The organism is Collinsella sp. i05-0019-G5 (assembly GCF_042851345.1).
In the GTDB taxonomy this organism is placed as follows: Bacteria; Actinomycetota; Coriobacteriia; order Coriobacteriales; family Coriobacteriaceae; genus Collinsella.
Genome location: NZ_AP031421.1, coordinates 176684 through 191313, shown reverse-complemented (window position 1 = coordinate 191313; position 14630 = coordinate 176684). Strand labels below are relative to the sequence as shown.

Annotated in this window: 12 protein-coding genes; 6 read left to right on the top strand and 6 right to left on the bottom strand. The window is 62.9% G+C overall.

Features of this window, described 5'->3' with window-relative positions; all coding sequences use genetic code 11:
- Nucleotides 1-4 precede the first annotated feature (4 nt).
- From istA to ACGHIZ_RS00780, 3 genes are all read left to right on the top strand, one after another.
- The gene (istA, locus tag ACGHIZ_RS00790) at nt 5-1243 is read left to right on the top strand and encodes an IS21 family transposase (RefSeq protein WP_390447279.1); all 1239 of its coding nucleotides are present in this window, start codon (nt 5-7) and stop codon (nt 1241-1243) included.
- Nucleotides 1240-2028 (top strand): IS21-like element helper ATPase IstB, encoded by a 789-nt coding sequence (istB, locus tag ACGHIZ_RS00785; RefSeq protein ID WP_390448427.1) that lies wholly within the window; start codon nt 1240-1242, stop codon nt 2026-2028. Before istA ends, istB begins: the two co-directional genes overlap by 4 nt.
- A gap of 112 nt (nt 2029-2140) precedes the next feature.
- Nucleotides 2141-2524, top strand: a complete 384-nt coding sequence (locus ACGHIZ_RS00780) for a transposase (RefSeq protein ID WP_338400903.1) — start codon at nt 2141-2143, stop codon at nt 2522-2524.
- 533 nt (nt 2525-3057) lie between these two features.
- On the opposite strand, the gene ACGHIZ_RS00775 is transcribed toward ACGHIZ_RS00780, so the two are convergent.
- The 4 genes from ACGHIZ_RS00775 to ACGHIZ_RS00760 form a co-directional block, all read right to left on the bottom strand.
- A complete protein-coding gene (locus ACGHIZ_RS00775) occupies nt 3058-3615 on the bottom strand; it encodes a hypothetical protein (protein ID WP_390448424.1) in 558 nt (185 codons plus the stop codon).
- A 236-nt stretch (nt 3616-3851) separates the two neighbouring features.
- Complete coding sequence (locus ACGHIZ_RS00770) at nt 3852-4388, bottom strand: PTS glucose transporter subunit IIA (protein WP_055310775.1); 537 nt, start codon at nt 4386-4388, stop codon at nt 3852-3854.
- Nucleotides 4389-4539: 151 nt separating this feature from the next.
- Complete coding sequence (locus tag ACGHIZ_RS00765; protein ID WP_124785750.1) at nt 4540-5979, bottom strand: glycoside hydrolase family 1 protein; 1440 nt, start codon at nt 5977-5979, stop codon at nt 4540-4542.
- Between the two features lie 170 nt (nt 5980-6149).
- Complete coding sequence (locus ACGHIZ_RS00760; RefSeq protein ID WP_124785749.1) at nt 6150-7142, bottom strand: helix-turn-helix domain-containing protein; 993 nt, start codon at nt 7140-7142, stop codon at nt 6150-6152.
- 114 nt (nt 7143-7256) lie between these two features.
- Between ACGHIZ_RS00760 and ACGHIZ_RS00755 the strand changes: the two genes are divergently transcribed.
- Nucleotides 7257-9848, top strand: a complete 2592-nt coding sequence (locus tag ACGHIZ_RS00755) for a glycoside hydrolase family 2 (protein ID WP_124785748.1) — start codon at nt 7257-7259, stop codon at nt 9846-9848.
- Between the two features lie 166 nt (nt 9849-10014).
- Nucleotides 10015-10869, top strand: coding sequence for a MurR/RpiR family transcriptional regulator (locus ACGHIZ_RS00750; protein WP_117839942.1), 855 nt, complete (start codon nt 10015-10017; stop codon nt 10867-10869).
- Between the two features lie 144 nt (nt 10870-11013).
- On the opposite strand, the gene ACGHIZ_RS00745 is transcribed toward ACGHIZ_RS00750, so the two are convergent.
- Entirely contained in the window at nt 11014-11634 is a 621-nt protein-coding gene (locus ACGHIZ_RS00745) for a helix-turn-helix domain-containing protein (RefSeq protein ID WP_117839941.1), read from the bottom strand.
- 386 nt (nt 11635-12020) lie between these two features.
- Here ACGHIZ_RS00745 and ACGHIZ_RS00740 point away from each other — a divergent pair, with 386 nt between their 5' ends.
- The gene (locus ACGHIZ_RS00740) at nt 12021-13115 is read left to right on the top strand and encodes an IS110 family transposase (RefSeq protein WP_118260311.1); all 1095 of its coding nucleotides are present in this window, start codon (nt 12021-12023) and stop codon (nt 13113-13115) included.
- A 425-nt stretch (nt 13116-13540) separates the two neighbouring features.
- On the opposite strand, the gene pyrE is transcribed toward ACGHIZ_RS00740, so the two are convergent.
- Nucleotides 13541-14221, bottom strand: coding sequence for an orotate phosphoribosyltransferase (pyrE, locus tag ACGHIZ_RS00735; RefSeq protein WP_390448418.1), 681 nt, complete (start codon nt 14219-14221; stop codon nt 13541-13543).
- Nucleotides 14222-14630: the final 409 nt, after the last annotated feature.

The following is a 14630-nucleotide window of genomic DNA, read 5'->3' as shown; positions in this document are numbered from 1 at the left end:
GGCCGTGGCGGAGAAGAACCTGATCGGAGAGTTGGACATGTACAGGGAAGCGGGCATAAAGCCCAACTTCAGCGACATAGCGAAGCGCTACGGCAAGGACAGGCACACCGTGGCGTCGTACTGGAGGGCCGAGGGCGGGCGGCCCCGCGACGGGCGCGGCGACAGGGCGGGCTCGTTCGACGCGCACATCGAGGAGGTGGCCGCCAAGGCGCAGCTGCCGGGAGTCACCAAGAAGGGCATCCACGAGTGGCTGCTGCACAGGTATCCCGGCGAGGACCTGGCCGGCTACAACGCCTTCACCCAGTTCATGCGCAAGAACGGCATCGCCGTCGGGGCCTCCGGCGGCCCGGAGCCGCACCCGCGCTTCGAGACGCCGCCCGGACTGCAGCTGCAGTTCGACTGGAAGGAGTCCGTCAAGATGGCGAACCGCGACGGCGAGCTGTTCGAGTTCAACGTGTTCGCGGCGACGCTGGGCCATTCCCGCAGGCACATATTCATCCGGTCGGGGACCAGGACGACCGACGACCTGGTCAGGTGCATGTACGCCACGATCGCGAGGCTCGGCGGCGTGCCCCGCGAGTGGGTCACGGACAACATGTCCGCCCTGGTGACGGTCAAGGGCGGCAGGCGCCTCAAGGTCCAGCGCGCATACGAGTTCGCCAAGGCCGCCGGCTTCGAGCTGAAGCTGTGCCGCCCGCGCAGCCCCCAGACCAAGGGCAAGGTCGAGTCGTCGAACCGCTTCCTGTCGCGGCTCGCGGCCTACCAGGGCGACTTCGACGGCTGGGACGACATCGACGAGATCATCGCGCGGATCGAGGACGCCAGCAACTCCGAGCCCAACGAGACCACGGGGCTGCCGCCCTCCGCGCTGTTCATGGAGGAGAAGGACGCGCTGCTGCCCGTCGGCAACCTGCGCGCCCTCGAGGAGGCGATGGGCGACGTGGTGCGCGTGGCCAGGGTGCCGGCCACGATGCTGGTGAGCGCGCACGGCGAGCCCATGTCGGTGCCCAGGCGCTGCATCGGCAGGCCCGCCCGCATCGTCTGCATGCCCGGCGGCGCGATGGACTGCTACGTCGGCGGCGAGCTGGTGGCCACGCACGTGGCGGGCGGGCCGGCCTACGACCCGGCGCACTACGCCGAGGCCATGGCCGGCAAGCGGTGGTTCGGCGACGCCGCCGGCGACATCGAGGCGGCCGCCGCGGCCAACCTCGGCCTGCTCGACTCGATAGGGGGCTCGCTGTGAGCGCCGCCGTGCAGGCCAGCCCCCTCAACCGCCTGGCGGCCAACCTCGAGGAGCTGGGGCTCGAGGGCATGGCGTCGTCGGTGCCCGAGTACGTCAGGCTCGTCGCCGACGGGAGGAAGGGCCTGGTCGACGCCATGCTCGAGCTCACCGACGCCCAGATAGCCCTCAAGCGGCGCGCCGACGACGAGCGCCGCACGAGGATGGCCAACTTCCCCTACATAAAGACGCTGGCCGACTTCGACTGGGGCTTCCAGCCGAGCGTGCCGCGCGGGCTGGTCGAGCAGCTGGCCACGCTCGAGTTCATCGACCGCGGCGACAACGTCGTGCTCGTCGGCAGCCCGGGCGTCGGCAAGACCCACCTGTCGATAGCCATAGGCCACGAGGCGGTGATGGCCCGCAAGCAGGTGTACTTCGCCGACTGCTCGAGGCTGGTCGAGGACCTCAAGCACGCCTCGGCGAAGGAGGCGCTGGCGCGCAGGATGCGGTTCTACGAGCACTGCAGCCTGCTGATAATAGACGAGCTCGGCTACCTCGACATCGGCAAGGAGGGTGCGGACCTGCTGTTCCAGCTGGTCAACAGGCGCTACGCGCTCAAGCGGTCGACCATCGTCACGACCAACGTGCCGGTGGGCAGGTGGGGCGACGTGTTCGGCAGCAACGTCACGGCCTCGGCGGTGGCCGACAGGCTTTGCCACCATTGCGCGATGATCAAGATAACGGGACGGTCGTACCGCCTGAAGGACGTGTCCATCGGCGGCGAGGAAGGGAAGGAGGAGGGCGCCTAGACACCGAAAGCGGCGCATCCGCGTTGGCGAATCCGGCGCATCCGCGTTGGCGCGATTGGCGAAAATACGTTGGTGAAAATGGTGAAAAATATATTGACGCTAACACCACCTCGTGTTCGAGGCCGGCGAGTTCTCCAGGTTCAGGAACGCCCGCTCGTTCGCCGCGTGGGTCGGCCTGACGCCCTCCGAGCACTCCAGCGGGGAGAGCGACCGCAGGGGCGCGATCACCAAGGCCGGCAACAAGCACCTGAGAAAGACGCTGGTCGAGGCCGCGTGGCACTACCTGACGTGCTCCGGGCGGCCGAAGGACCTCGCCAAGGGCCAGGCCCCGGACCCGGCCGCCCGGAGGCATGCCGCCAAGGGCGTGCGGAGGCTGGTCGAGAGGCGGGAGGCGCTGCTCGCGCGCGGGGTGCACGGCAACAAGGCGAACGTGGCCACGGCGCGCGAGCTCGCCTGCTGGGTGTGGGCGGTCGGCCTCATGGCCGAGGAGGCATAGGGGGGCGGTCCCCCGAACATAAGCCAGTCACCCCGGAAGCGGTTCGATCCGAAGCCGTTGAGGCGAACCTCAGGTCCCTTTTCTGCGAGCGCCCAGGGCGCCACACGCGTGCACAGACTGTCGGTTCGACGTAGAAGCCTCAGCCGTAGCAACGGATTGCCCAGCGAGAGATCGCCACGGGCGGATATTAAACTGCAAAGACGAGCGTCGGTAAGACACGCCAAGGTCGCCGCGGACGGGTTGATATAGGGAGAGGGCCTGACCCCATATCGTTGGGGCCAGGCCCGATTTTGCCTCTTGACAATGTCCTGCTCATATTAAAAGGAACGTCCCCAAGTGCCGCCCCAATGACTACCATGACAACGCCGCAGGTAGAGGACGGACAGCGAGCGGGCACCAGAGCGAACAAATTGGCATGAAAAGAGGACGGCATAGACCTTCTGGTCATGCCGTCCTCTTTGAATGACAAGTTGTCGCTCTGGTGCCCGCGCAGCGTCGAGCAGTTGCGGCGTTTGGTAAAACGCCGCAACAAACTAGCTCAGCATTGCATCCATCATCTCGGAGTTGACGGAGTCATCGGCAGGCCACTCGCCGTCGTCGTTGCAGGTGTACTTGAAGATAACCGTGGTCTTCCTGGGCTCGGTGGCCTTGGTCACATCGACCATAACCTGACCGGCCATCTTGTACAGCTCGTCATCGGAAGGAACCGTGTCAAGCGCAGCGACCTTCTCCTGATACTGAGTGGAGAAGTCCTCGACGATCTTGTTCATAGACTTGCAGGTGATAGAGACCTCGGCGGTCGCGACACCCTTGTCCTCGTCGACCGTCACGTCGCCGATCTTGTAGTCAAAGCCCTCGAGATAGGTCTTGGCGTACTCCTTGGGATCGATACCCAGCTGCTCGAACTCGTCGCCCGAAGCCTCCTCCAGACCAGAGAGGAAGTCGTCGCCACCGTTCTTGACCTCGTCAAACTGCGTCGTAAGATCCTCGGTGATGAGTTCCTCGACCGAAGGACCTCCACAGCCGGAAAGCACGACCACGCATGCAACCAAGACGGCCATGAGGGGCGCAAGCAGCAGCTTCTTTTTCATGTTGTTCCTCCCAATGAGCGGCACCGCGCTTCCCAGACGCGGCGCACGTTGTAAAAAGTAAGCCCATACTATCAACTTATTAACACCCTCGACGGCACGAAGGCGCGGTCGGTTCGTTTTAGCGTCCGAACGGTTTGCGAGCCCGCCCAACGTGCAATAAAACGCTTCCCCGCGGTGCAATAAAAAAGGTGGCCGGACAACCCGACCACCCTTGCACATCCTTATGATGCCGCAGTTTACTTGCGGACGACCTTAACGATGGCGTCACCGGCGGCGACAGCGGAGTCGGCCTCGACGGCGAGCTCGACATCGGCAAACTCGGCGGTGTTGGACACGGCCACGACGACGCAGTCCTTGTAGCCGGCGGCGGCGATCTTGGCGCGGTCGATCTTGAGCATGGGCTGGCCGGCCTTCACGACGTCGTCGGCCTTGACGAAGCCCTCGAAGCCATCGCCGTTCATGTTGACGGTATCGACGCCAACGTGCACCAGAACCTCGATGCCGCTATCGGACTGTAGGCCCACGGCGTGACCCATGGTGACGGTCACCTTGCCGTCGCAGGGAGCGTAGACCAGATCGTCCTCGGGCCACACGGCACAGCCCTTGCCCAGGACCTCGCCACCAAAGACGGGATCGGGCACGTCGGCCATCTTGATGACCTTGCCCTTGACGGGCGAGCACAGCACGTCGGCGCCGGCAGAAGCAGAGATGGAGGCCGGAGCAGCGGCAGCCGCGGGCTCAGCCTTCTTCTTGAACATGTCAAACAGACCCATACGATTTCTCCTCTTGATTAAGCGCAACGTTTTGCGCATGCCTATGGTGATTATAGTGCCAAATGGCCAAAATACTAAGGTGAGGGTTCGAATCGCAAGCCCTTCCAAGCCCTTCCCAAAACCTTTTCCCCAGTGGCGCTCATATTGTCGATTAATCCAGGCCCTCGGCACCGTTGGACTTGATGATCTTCTGGTAGGCGTAGAAGCTGTCCTTGCGGCGGCGCTCGTAGGTACCGGTGCCGTCGTCGTACTTATCGACGTGGATGAAGCCATAGCGCTTGCGCATCTCGCCGGTGCCGGCGGACACCAGGTCGATGGGACCCCACCAGGTGTAGGCGATCAGGTCGACGCCGTCGGCAATGGCCTCGCCCATGGCCTTGATGTGGCTCTGCAAGTAGGCGATGCGGTACGGGTCGTGGATGGAACCGTCCTCCTCGACCTCATCGTAGGCGCCCATGCCATTCTCGACCACCATCAGCGGAATCTCGTAGCGGGCGTAAATCTCGTTGAGGGCGATGCGCAGACCCAGCGGATCGATCTGCCAGCCCCAGTCGGTGGACTCCAGATAGGGATTCTTGCCGCCAAAGGTCATGTTGCCCTCGGTCATCTCGTGATCCTTGTGGGTGCCCACGGTGCCGGACATGTAGTAGCTAAAGGTGTAGAAGTCGACCTTGCCGTCGGCGATATCCTGCAGGTCACCGTCCTCCATCACAAGCTCGACATCGTTCTCGGCCCAGAAGCGCTTGGCATAGAACGGATACTTGCCGCGCACCTGCACGTCGGAGCAGTACCAGTTCATGGTATTCATCTCCTGCTGCGTGGCGAACACGTCGGCCGGATCGCACGTGGCGGCATAGGAGAGGATGAAGCAGTCCATGTTGCCCATCTTAAACTGCGGGTAATGCTCGTGGGCATAGCGCACGACGCGGCCGCTGGCGACAAACTGGTGATGCAGCGCCTGCATACGAGCCTGCGGCGTAGCATGGACCGCCGAAGCCGGGCCCTCAAAGCCCTGAATCATGCTGGTCTCAAAGAGGTTGCCCATGTCCTGAGTGCCGCAGTTGATCTCGTTGAAGGTGAGCCAGAACTTGACCTTGTCCTGATAGCGGTCGAAGACGGTCTGGCAGTACTTCTCAAAGAAGCCGATGAGCTCGCGGCTCGCCCAGCCGTTGTATTTCTCGACCAGGTGATAGGGCATCTCGTAGTGCGACAGGGTCACGAGCGGCTCGATATTGTGAGCGCGCAGGCAGTCGAAGACGCGGTCGTAGAAGGCGAGGCCGGCCTCGTTGGGCTCGGCGTCGTCGCCGTTGGGGAAGATGCGGCTCCAAGAGATGGACATGCGGAACATGGTAAAGCCCATCTCGGCGAACAGCGCGATGTCCTCCTCGTAGTGATGGTAAAAGTCGATACCGTCATGGTTGGGGTAGAAGCGATTAGGGTCGATGTCGATCGTAATCTGGCGCGGCTCCTTGTAGCTGCCGCCCAAGAAGTGGTCGTCGACCGACGGACCGCGGCCGTCCACGTTCCAAGCGCCCTCAAACTGATTGGCGGCGGTAGCGCCACCCCAATAGAAACCCTCGGGGAATCCCATAAGTGTCTCCTCGCTCATGCGTGTTGCTGATGAAACGAGTATGCCGCCGAGTCGCTCCAGGCCAGGGCGAAGGCGCCGATTTGGACACTTCTTTTCGCAGACGCGCGCTGCAACAGCGCTGCAGCTGAAACTTTTTGACACCGAAGGAGCGAAGACGATCCGCCCCGCGCTTACCGGCGGTATGCCGCGGGGGTACAGCCATACTTGTCGTGAAACTTACGGTAGAAGAAGCTCATGTTTTCATAGCCCACCGCATGCGCAGCCGCCCCGGCCGTGGCGCCACCGCGCAGAAGCTCGGCCGCACGCACCAGGCGTCGCTCCTGCACAAGTTGCCTAAAGGTCTTGCCCACATGTCGCTTGAGGAGCGCCGTCGCATAATTAGGGCTCAAGCCAAACTCCGCCGCCATCCCCTCGAGGGAGCATGCAGCGAATTCGCGATCGATATAGCCAAGCATTCCCGTCACCAGGGCAGTGGGCCCCGCCGCGCCGTCCGCCGCGCCGCGCACCAGCTCGCGCTCGTAGCAATCCATGAGCTCGGCCAAAAACAGCTGAAACAGACGCAGGACGATCTCGGAACCGTTGGGGCTCGGGTCGTACAGCTCGCAGAGCATCTCCTGCATGTAGCGCCGAATCCGACGGCTCTCGCCGCAATGAAAACGGACATGGCCCCGATGGTCCGTCTCGCTGTTGAGCGCGTTGAACAAAAACCGCGAGACCGCGCTCTCGCGCGAGAGGCTCGACTCGAGACTCCGGCGCAAAAAAGAGCGTGAAACGGTCATGCTCAGCATGATGTCGTCCTCGCCGAGCGCCGCCACGGCATGAGGGCAAAGGGCGTCGAGCAAAAGCACCTCGTTGCGGCGCAACTCGAGCCTCTCCCCCGCCACCGTCTGCGGGCAGCGCCCGCGATACACATAGCTCATCTCCACGTAATCATGCACGTGCTCGGGAACTGCATTAAAGCGCGAGTTTTTCCTTATCGTCAGGCCACGCGGCATGCCGGGCTGGGCATAGGCAAACCCTGGCTGCCCAATCTTGCGCACTGGGCATCCGTCGATTTCGACATGCTCGGTCATAATCGACCAATCAAATGCCATGCCGTCTTTATAAGCGATCTCACTGGTGCTCAGTTCGCTGAGCCTACGCTCGAGCTCGTCGATCTCCATGGCTTGCCAATCGTTGATTTGGTCATAGTTCGTCGTGATTCAGATATTAGCAGAACGCGCCGACGCGTCCATAATCTGTGCTATGCAGCAGACCGATCGAGCCAAGGAGGATCCATGACCGCGTACTATCAGCAGGTGCTCGAGGGCACATACGACAACCACGTGCTTCCGTTTTTGTGGATGAAGGGCGAGAGCCATAAGACCATTGCCGAGTATCTGGAAAAGATCGCCGGCGCCGACATCCACGAGGTCTGTCTCGAAAGCCGCCCACACCCCGATTTTTGCGGCGAGGGCTGGTGGCGCGACTTGCGCTTTGTCATTGACGAGTGCAAGCAGCTGGGCCTTAAGCTCTGGATCTTGGACGATGCGCACTTCCCCACGGGCTTTGCCAACGGCGCCGTCGAGGAGGCCGTGCCCGAGCTCCGCAAGATCGTGCTCACGCACCGCACGTTCGACATCGTGGGCCCCACGTCCGCCGCGAGCATCGCGCTCGCCAACATGCTCGACAAAACGGAGCGCTTCTACGGCGTGACATTTATGCAGGACGGCAGCCCCGTCGACGTCGCTTACCGAGTAATCGACGATGCAGACGGCAACCCCAGCCGCCTGGTCTTCGATGCACCTGCGGGCCTCACGCAGGCATGCGTGATGTTCACGAGCGGCAAGACCTCCTACAACGAGGACTACATCAATATGGTCGACCGCGCCTCGGTGGCGCAGCTCATCGATGCTGTCTACGAGCCGCATTTTGAGCATCTGGGCGATGAGTTTGGCAAGACGATCCTGGGCTTTTTCTCCGATGAGCCCGGATTTGCCAACGAGAAGGGCACCACGGGCCCCGATGGCATCTCGGACACGCTCATCGGCAAGGCCACCGCGCCCCTACCCTGGTCGGCCGAGCTTGAGCGTCGCCTACGCGCTGCACTGGGCGAGCGCTACCTGGCCGAGCTCCCGCACCTGTGGGACCGCGAGCCGGCCGGCGCGCACGTACGCCACGTCTATATGGACATCGCGAGCACCCTCTATAAGGAGTGCTTCTGCGACCAGCTCGGAGACTGGTGCCGCGCGCGCGGCGTGCAGTACATCGGCCACGTTATCGAGGACAAGGACTGCCACGCGCGCCTGGGCGTGGGCGCCGGGCACTACTTCCGCGCCGTGGGCGGTCAGGACATGGCGGGCGTCGACATCGTGATCAACCAGCTGGTACCCGGCATGGACCGCGGCCTTCACAGCTACGGACGCGGCGTATGGGACCTCGAGTTCTATAACTACGTGCTGCCCAAGCTGGGCTCCTCGGCAGCACACCTCGACCCCAAAAAGCAGGGGCGCTGCATGGCCGAGGTCTTTGGCGCATTTGGATGGCACGAAGGCCTGCGCGAGATGAAGTGGATCGCCGATCATTTTTTGGTGCGCGGCGTCAATTGGTTTGTGCCGCATGCCTTTAGCATGGCCGCCTTCCCCGACTGGGACTGCCCGCCGCATTTCTATGCGCATGGCCAAAACCCCCAGTTTGCACACTTTGGGCAGCTCATGAGCTACATGAACCGTACGGCGAGTCTGCTGAGCGGCGGGCGTGCAACGACCCCGGCGGCGCTTCTCTACCATGCGGACGCCGAGTGGGCAGGCGAGGCGAACTTTATGCAGCATGCCGCCTCCGAGCTTATGCGCGCGCAGGTCGACTTTGACATCGTGCCAGCAGAGGCATTTGAGGACGCAGGGCGCTATGCCGTTGAAATTGCCGCAGACGGTAGCGGCTTTAGCGTGAACGGCCAGGCATACCGCTGCCTGGTGATGCCCGGAGCCGAGTTTGTCGGCGGAGCCGTGCTCGACTTTGCCGCGCGCGCCGCAGCCGCGGGCGTTGCCGTGTACGCGCTGGATAAGTTGCCGAACAAGCGCTACGACGGCGACACTGCAGGCCGCGAGGGCTTTGCCTCCCTGGATGCAACCGCGCTCGCCGGCATCAAACTCCTGGCGACCACCGGGCTCGCAGGCACACTTGCCAATACCGGCATGCAGACCGTGGTTTGCGCCGAGCCCCAGCCCTGGCTGCGCGCACTGCGCTACGAGCGGGCGGGCGAGAGCTATCTGATGCTCGTCAACGAGCATCCCAAGCAGGGTATCTCCACTCAGGTTGCGCTTGCCGACGGCACACCCGTTGCAGGCGCGCGCCTCGACCTGCTCAACGGCACCGAGCCCGCCGCCTTTGACGGCACGCTCGAGTTGGCTCCCTACGAGAGCTGCATCGTGGTCCTTGGGGCTACAGGTTCCGCCGGCGCGGCAACCGTTGGAGACGAAGCCGCATGCATCGACGGGCCCTGGGCGGTTGCCTTCTCTGCCCCTGGCACCGATGCCTTTGGCGAGCCTGTTGAGCTTGCAGACCTGCACGACCTTTCCTCGGCCGAGTTCCCCGGCAAGGCCGGCACATTCCGCTACCAGGCCTCCTTTGTCCTGGGCGAAGCGGTCACCAGCACCGTCATCGACCTTGGCGAGGTCTTTGAGACCGCAACCGTCGCCCTCGACGGCAAATCCCTCGGCACCCGTATCTGTCCGCCTTACCGCTTTGAGGTCGGCGCGCTTTTGGCCGGTGAGCACGCGCTTACGATCGACATCATCAACACCCTCGATCACGCCGTCCCCGACATATTCGGCATGACCGAGCCCTCCGAGCCCAGCGGCCTCTTGGGGCCCGTACGTGTGCTCGGGTAACGCCCCGGGCGCAAACGGCCCAACAAGGACAGTGCCCCCATGTTGAGCCCGCACGGCGTCGAGCGGTCCGTCGTTCATAGACCGGCGGACCAAAACTCCCAGCCAAGCCGAACGTTTTATTTATCGTTATGATTGGTTTATCGCGACGCAAACGCATAGGAGCCATATGGATATCAGGCGAAAGATCACGCAGGGCAAAAGCCTCACCCCCACCGAGCAACAACTTGGGCAAACGGCCCTCGCCATGGGCGAGGATGTGCGCGGGCTTTCCATTAAGGAATTTGCCGCGTGCGCCAACGTTTCGGTCGCGAGCGTGCACCGCTTTTGCAAAAAGCTCGGCCTCGAGGGATTCAAAGACCTCAAGGTCGAGCTCATCCGCCAGGCGACCGAGGCGGGCAATCGGCGCGACGTGGACATCAACTTTCCCTTCGATGCCACCTCCACCCCCGCACAGGTAATGGAGCGCATGGAGGGGCTCTACCAGACCACCTTGGCCGAAACGCAGGAACTGCTCGACCCCGCACAGCTCGACTACGCCGCCAAGCTCGTCATGCGCGCCGACACCGTGGACATCTACACGGGCTCGCATAACCTGTATCCAGCGGGAATGTTCCGCGATCGCTTGCTTTCCGCCGGTAAAAGCGCGACGTGCTACGGCAGCGTCGAGGCGCAGGTGCGTACGGCGCTCGCCTCGGGCCCCGACCATGTGGCGATTGTCATCTCCTACAGCGGCCTTGCCCCCAACCTCAGGGAGATCTTGCCGATCCTCAGCAGTCGACGCGTCCCGGTCATCGTCATCGGCACACCGTACTGCGCCCGCATTCACCCCGGCTTTGCCGCCTATCTCATGGTGAGCGACCACGAGAGTATGACGCACCGCATCACGCAGTTCGCCAGCCACATCGCCGTGCAATACGTGCTCGATTCGCTCTACAGCAGCTACTTTGCCAAAGATTACGCCCGCTGTTCCGAGTTCCTCGAGCGGTCGTTTCCCTACACCCGCCTGCCCGGGCTCAAGTAACGACGAGCGTGGATTTTTGGACACTCAGATAACGAGCGTGGATAATCTCCCACTTTGAGCCCGCACACAGGCCAAAACCGGGAGATTATCCACGCTCATTTTGGGTCCCCTGGGAAACGCATGAGGAGGGCGGATAGACAGCCGTTATTTGCGAGGCGTCAGCGACGTAAAGAGCCCGTGTTGGTTGCAGTAAAGATATATCCTGCCGCGCCCGGTAATATGGAAGCGCGGCTGCACCGATTGCTCTGGATAGAGCTTCTTAAAGCAGACGCCGTCCATAGTCGCATATGCCACAAAGCTAATGTAGTGATCCTTGGTCATGGGATGATCGAGCGTGACGTACCAATCGTCCTCGATGCGCTCGATGGAAAAGGCGTGGTCCGCGTCCGGCTCTTCGGCCTCCTGGGGAAACATCGTGGAGCCACAGCAGCTAAAGCTGCCTTCTCCGAGCGCGTGCACAACGTTTCCGCAGATAGGGCAAACGTAAAAGACGCCTTTGAGCATATTGCCTGCACGGTTGGCGTTGGCCCGAATGTCACCAGCCAAAAGCTCAGCCACGCTTATGCCGAGTCTCTGGGCCAAAGGCTCAACGAGGGAAATGTCGGGAAGGCCGCGGCCGGATTCCCACTTGCTGACGGCTTTATCGGTCACACCAAGGCTTTCCGCCAGGGCGCGCTGGGTGAGGCCGCGCTCTTCGCGCAGCTGCTTAATGGCATGCGCTGCCAAAAAAGTATGGGAGGCATTGGTTTGCCGTGTCTGGTTCATGGGCTGTCCAATCAAATTGAAGAAATGGAGTGAACCGGTTCGACAGTCAGTATCCATTTGAAGGCCAGGCTCGACAACCTACGCTGCGTAGACATGCGCCAATCGAACGAGCGCGGATTTTGGACGCTCATCCTAAGTAGTCATTTAAGAACGTCCCCAATGACTACATCAGGAGTGTCCCCAGATGCCGCATCGCCAGCAACGGGAGTGCCGATGTCTTGGCAACGACAGACACTATGACCCAATCCAGGGGCACGGAAACGACAGGAGCCCCCGCTCGTGACCGCGGGTCGGGACTGCGACAATGTTGTTGAAGTGCCAGAGGCGCAGCCGCGCCGCAACGAGGTTGGGAGGCTCCCGTGCCTAGATATTCTACCGCCTTCGGAATGGACGTGCACCTCAGGTCCACCACCGTCTGCGCGCTCGACGCGGAGACGGGCGAGGCCGTGACGAGGAGGTTCCGCGGCAACCCCTGGGGCGAGGTCGCGGAGTGGATGTCGGGCTTCCCCGGCCCGTCGCTCGCCGCCTACGAGAGCGGCTACCTCGGCTTCGCCCCGCAAAGGGAGCTCTCCGGGCTCGGCGTCGACTGCGTCGTCGCGGCCGTCTCCAAGGTCCCGAGGTCGGCTGCCGACCTCTCGTCCAAGAACGACCGCAACGACGCGGCCAGGATGGCCAAGGCGATACTGTCGCACGACGTCACCCCGGTATGGGTGCCGTCCCCCGAGATCGAGGGGCTCAGGGACCTCGCCGCCGCCCACGACGCGGCGACCGCGAGGCTCGCGGCGGCGAAGCAGCGGCTCCTGGCGTTCCTAGCCCGCCGCGGCTATGTCTACGGCGGCACGACGCCGGCCGGCAACCCCCGGAAGTACTGGACGTACGGCTTCCTCAGGTGGCTCGACGGCATACACCCCGCCGACGACGGAGGCATCCGGGCGCTTGCGGCGCTGAGGAACGAGGTCGAGGCGGCCGACGAGACGAGGGAGGCCCTCCTCGCCGAATACAGGGCCGCCGTCGCGGCGGGCCCCCTCTCGGCCGAGGTCGAGGCGCTCCAGTCGATCAAGGGGTGCGGGTTCGCGCTCGCCGCCGCCTTCGCGTCCGAGGTCGGCGACTTCTCGAGGTTCCGCTCCGGCAGGCAGGTGACGGCCTACTTCGGCCTCGCCCCGAAGCAGAGGTCGAGCGCGGACTCCGTGCGCCTCGGCGGAATCAGCGGGGCCGGCAACGCGCTCGTCAGGAAGCTGGCTGTCGAGGGGTCCTGGTGCTATGCCCAGGCCGGCCACCAGCCGAAGCTGATGCCCAAGGGCTCCGGCGTGCCCCTCGAGATAAGGATGCACGGGAGGAAGGGGTCCGAGAGGCTCCTGCGCCGCCGCGAGGAGATGATCGCCCGCGGGATGCCGCAGGCGAAGGCGAACGCGGCCACCGCGGCCGAGCTCGTGAGGTGGCTGTGGGCCCTCGGCACGATGTGCCGGGAGGGCGCGGAATAGACATAAGCCCCCGTCCCGGCGAGCCGGGCAGCCTTCGGGGACACCCCCGTTCTCGCTGTGCGCGCGGCGGCCGCCGCATGCGCGAAGACAGACTAGGGGAACCCCGCCGAAGGAGAGGATTGCGGGCCGCCGGAGCGGTATCCGCGGATATGAGACTGAGCCGAAGGCGTCGATGACATGCCGGGGGCGGACCGGGACGGGTTTAACGGCAGGCCCCGCCGACCGATTGCAAGCGGTCGGCGGGGCCATTGTGGCCCTTGACAGTGGATTGGGTCATATGAGCGAGCGGGCCGCATTTGAGACAAGGTGACGTGAAACGAAAGGGCGCTGACCTTCTGGTCGCGCCCTTGAAGTTGAACGTCAGATTGTCCAAATGCGGCCCGCGCAGCGTCGGCCGGTTACGGCGTTTGGTAAAACGCCGTAACCTACTTAACTCCGTACTGCTCGTAGTAGGCGTCGATAGCGGCCTTGAGCTCGTCATCGATGACGACCTTGCCGTCGATCTCGTGGTTGTAGAGGGTCTCGACGACCTCGGCCATGGAGACGATGCTCGCGACGGGGAAACCGTACTTGGCCTCGATCTCCTTCTGCGCGGTGGTCACGCCACCCTTGCCGACCTCCATGCGGTTGAGGGACACAATCAGGCCCTTGATCTCGACATCGGCAGCAGCCTTGACCTTGGGATAGGTCTCGTCGATGGACTTACCGCTGGTGGTGACGTCCTCGACCATGACCACGCGGTCGCCGTCCTGGGGCTCGTAGCCCAGCAGGTTGCCCTTGTCGGCGCCGTGGTCCTTGGCCTCCTTGCGATCGCAGCAGTACTTGACCTCCTTGCCGTACAGCTCGTGGTAGGCAATTGCGGTCACGACGGCCAGCGGAATACCCTTGTAGGCCGGTCCAAACAGCACGTCAAAGTCGTCGCCAAAGTTATCGTGGATGGCCTGGGCGTAATACTCGCCCAGCTTCTTGAGCTGATAGCCCGTCACATAGGCGCCGGCGTTCATAAAGAACGGGGACCGACGGCCGCTCTTGAGCGTAAAGCTGCCGAACTTAAGAACGTCGGACTCAACCATAAACTTGATGAACTCTTGCTTGTAAGCCTCCATGCGGGCTCCTCTCGTAATCGCGTACGTGCCTTCCAGTTTAGCGCAGGCGAAGCGTCGATGCGGGCGCGCTTTGAGGCCACGGCATTCTGTAAAGGCTTTGTCAGGGGCAATGGTTTTCCGAACAATGGGGTTGACATGGCAAACCCCCTCATCAAGAATACGGGCGGATTAAAAAGGGGTACGAGATACCCAAAGCGCGCTGCGCTCAGCCTTTAGGAGGTGTGCCATGGAAGGCAGTCCTAGTCGAAAAACCTGTATGTCGCCCTCGGCACGCCGCGAGGATTCCGTATTCGCATAAGCGTCACGAACCGATCGTCAAAACCACCACAAAGGTGCCTGTCCCCTTTGTGGTGGTTCGCGAGTATGACGTGAGCGACATCTATGTTTTTTAAAGCAAATACGACACGTA

What these genes read in the sequence shown, in the direction of transcription:
- ACGHIZ_RS00775 (WP_390448424.1), bottom strand. Translation starts at nt 3,615, where the DNA reads ATGAAAAAGAAGCTGCTGCTTGCGCCCCTCATGGCCGTCTTGGTTGCA.
- ACGHIZ_RS00770 (WP_055310775.1), bottom strand. Translation starts at nt 4,388, where the DNA reads ATGGGTCTGTTTGACATGTTCAAGAAGAAGGCTGAGCCCGCGGCTGCC.
- ACGHIZ_RS00765 (WP_124785750.1), bottom strand. Translation starts at nt 5,979, where the DNA reads ATGGGATTCCCCGAGGGTTTCTATTGGGGTGGCGCTACCGCCGCCAAT.
- ACGHIZ_RS00760 (WP_124785749.1), bottom strand. Translation starts at nt 7,142, where the DNA reads ATGGAGATCGACGAGCTCGAGCGTAGGCTCAGCGAACTGAGCACCAGT.
- ACGHIZ_RS00755 (WP_124785748.1), top strand. Translation starts at nt 7,257, where the DNA reads ATGACCGCGTACTATCAGCAGGTGCTCGAGGGCACATACGACAACCAC.
- ACGHIZ_RS00750 (WP_117839942.1), top strand. Translation starts at nt 10,015, where the DNA reads ATGGATATCAGGCGAAAGATCACGCAGGGCAAAAGCCTCACCCCCACC.
- ACGHIZ_RS00745 (WP_117839941.1), bottom strand. Translation starts at nt 11,634, where the DNA reads ATGAACCAGACACGGCAAACCAATGCCTCCCATACTTTTTTGGCAGCG.
- ACGHIZ_RS00740 (WP_118260311.1), top strand. Translation starts at nt 12,021, where the DNA reads ATGGACGTGCACCTCAGGTCCACCACCGTCTGCGCGCTCGACGCGGAG.
- pyrE (WP_390448418.1), bottom strand. Translation starts at nt 14,221, where the DNA reads ATGGAGGCTTACAAGCAAGAGTTCATCAAGTTTATGGTTGAGTCCGAC.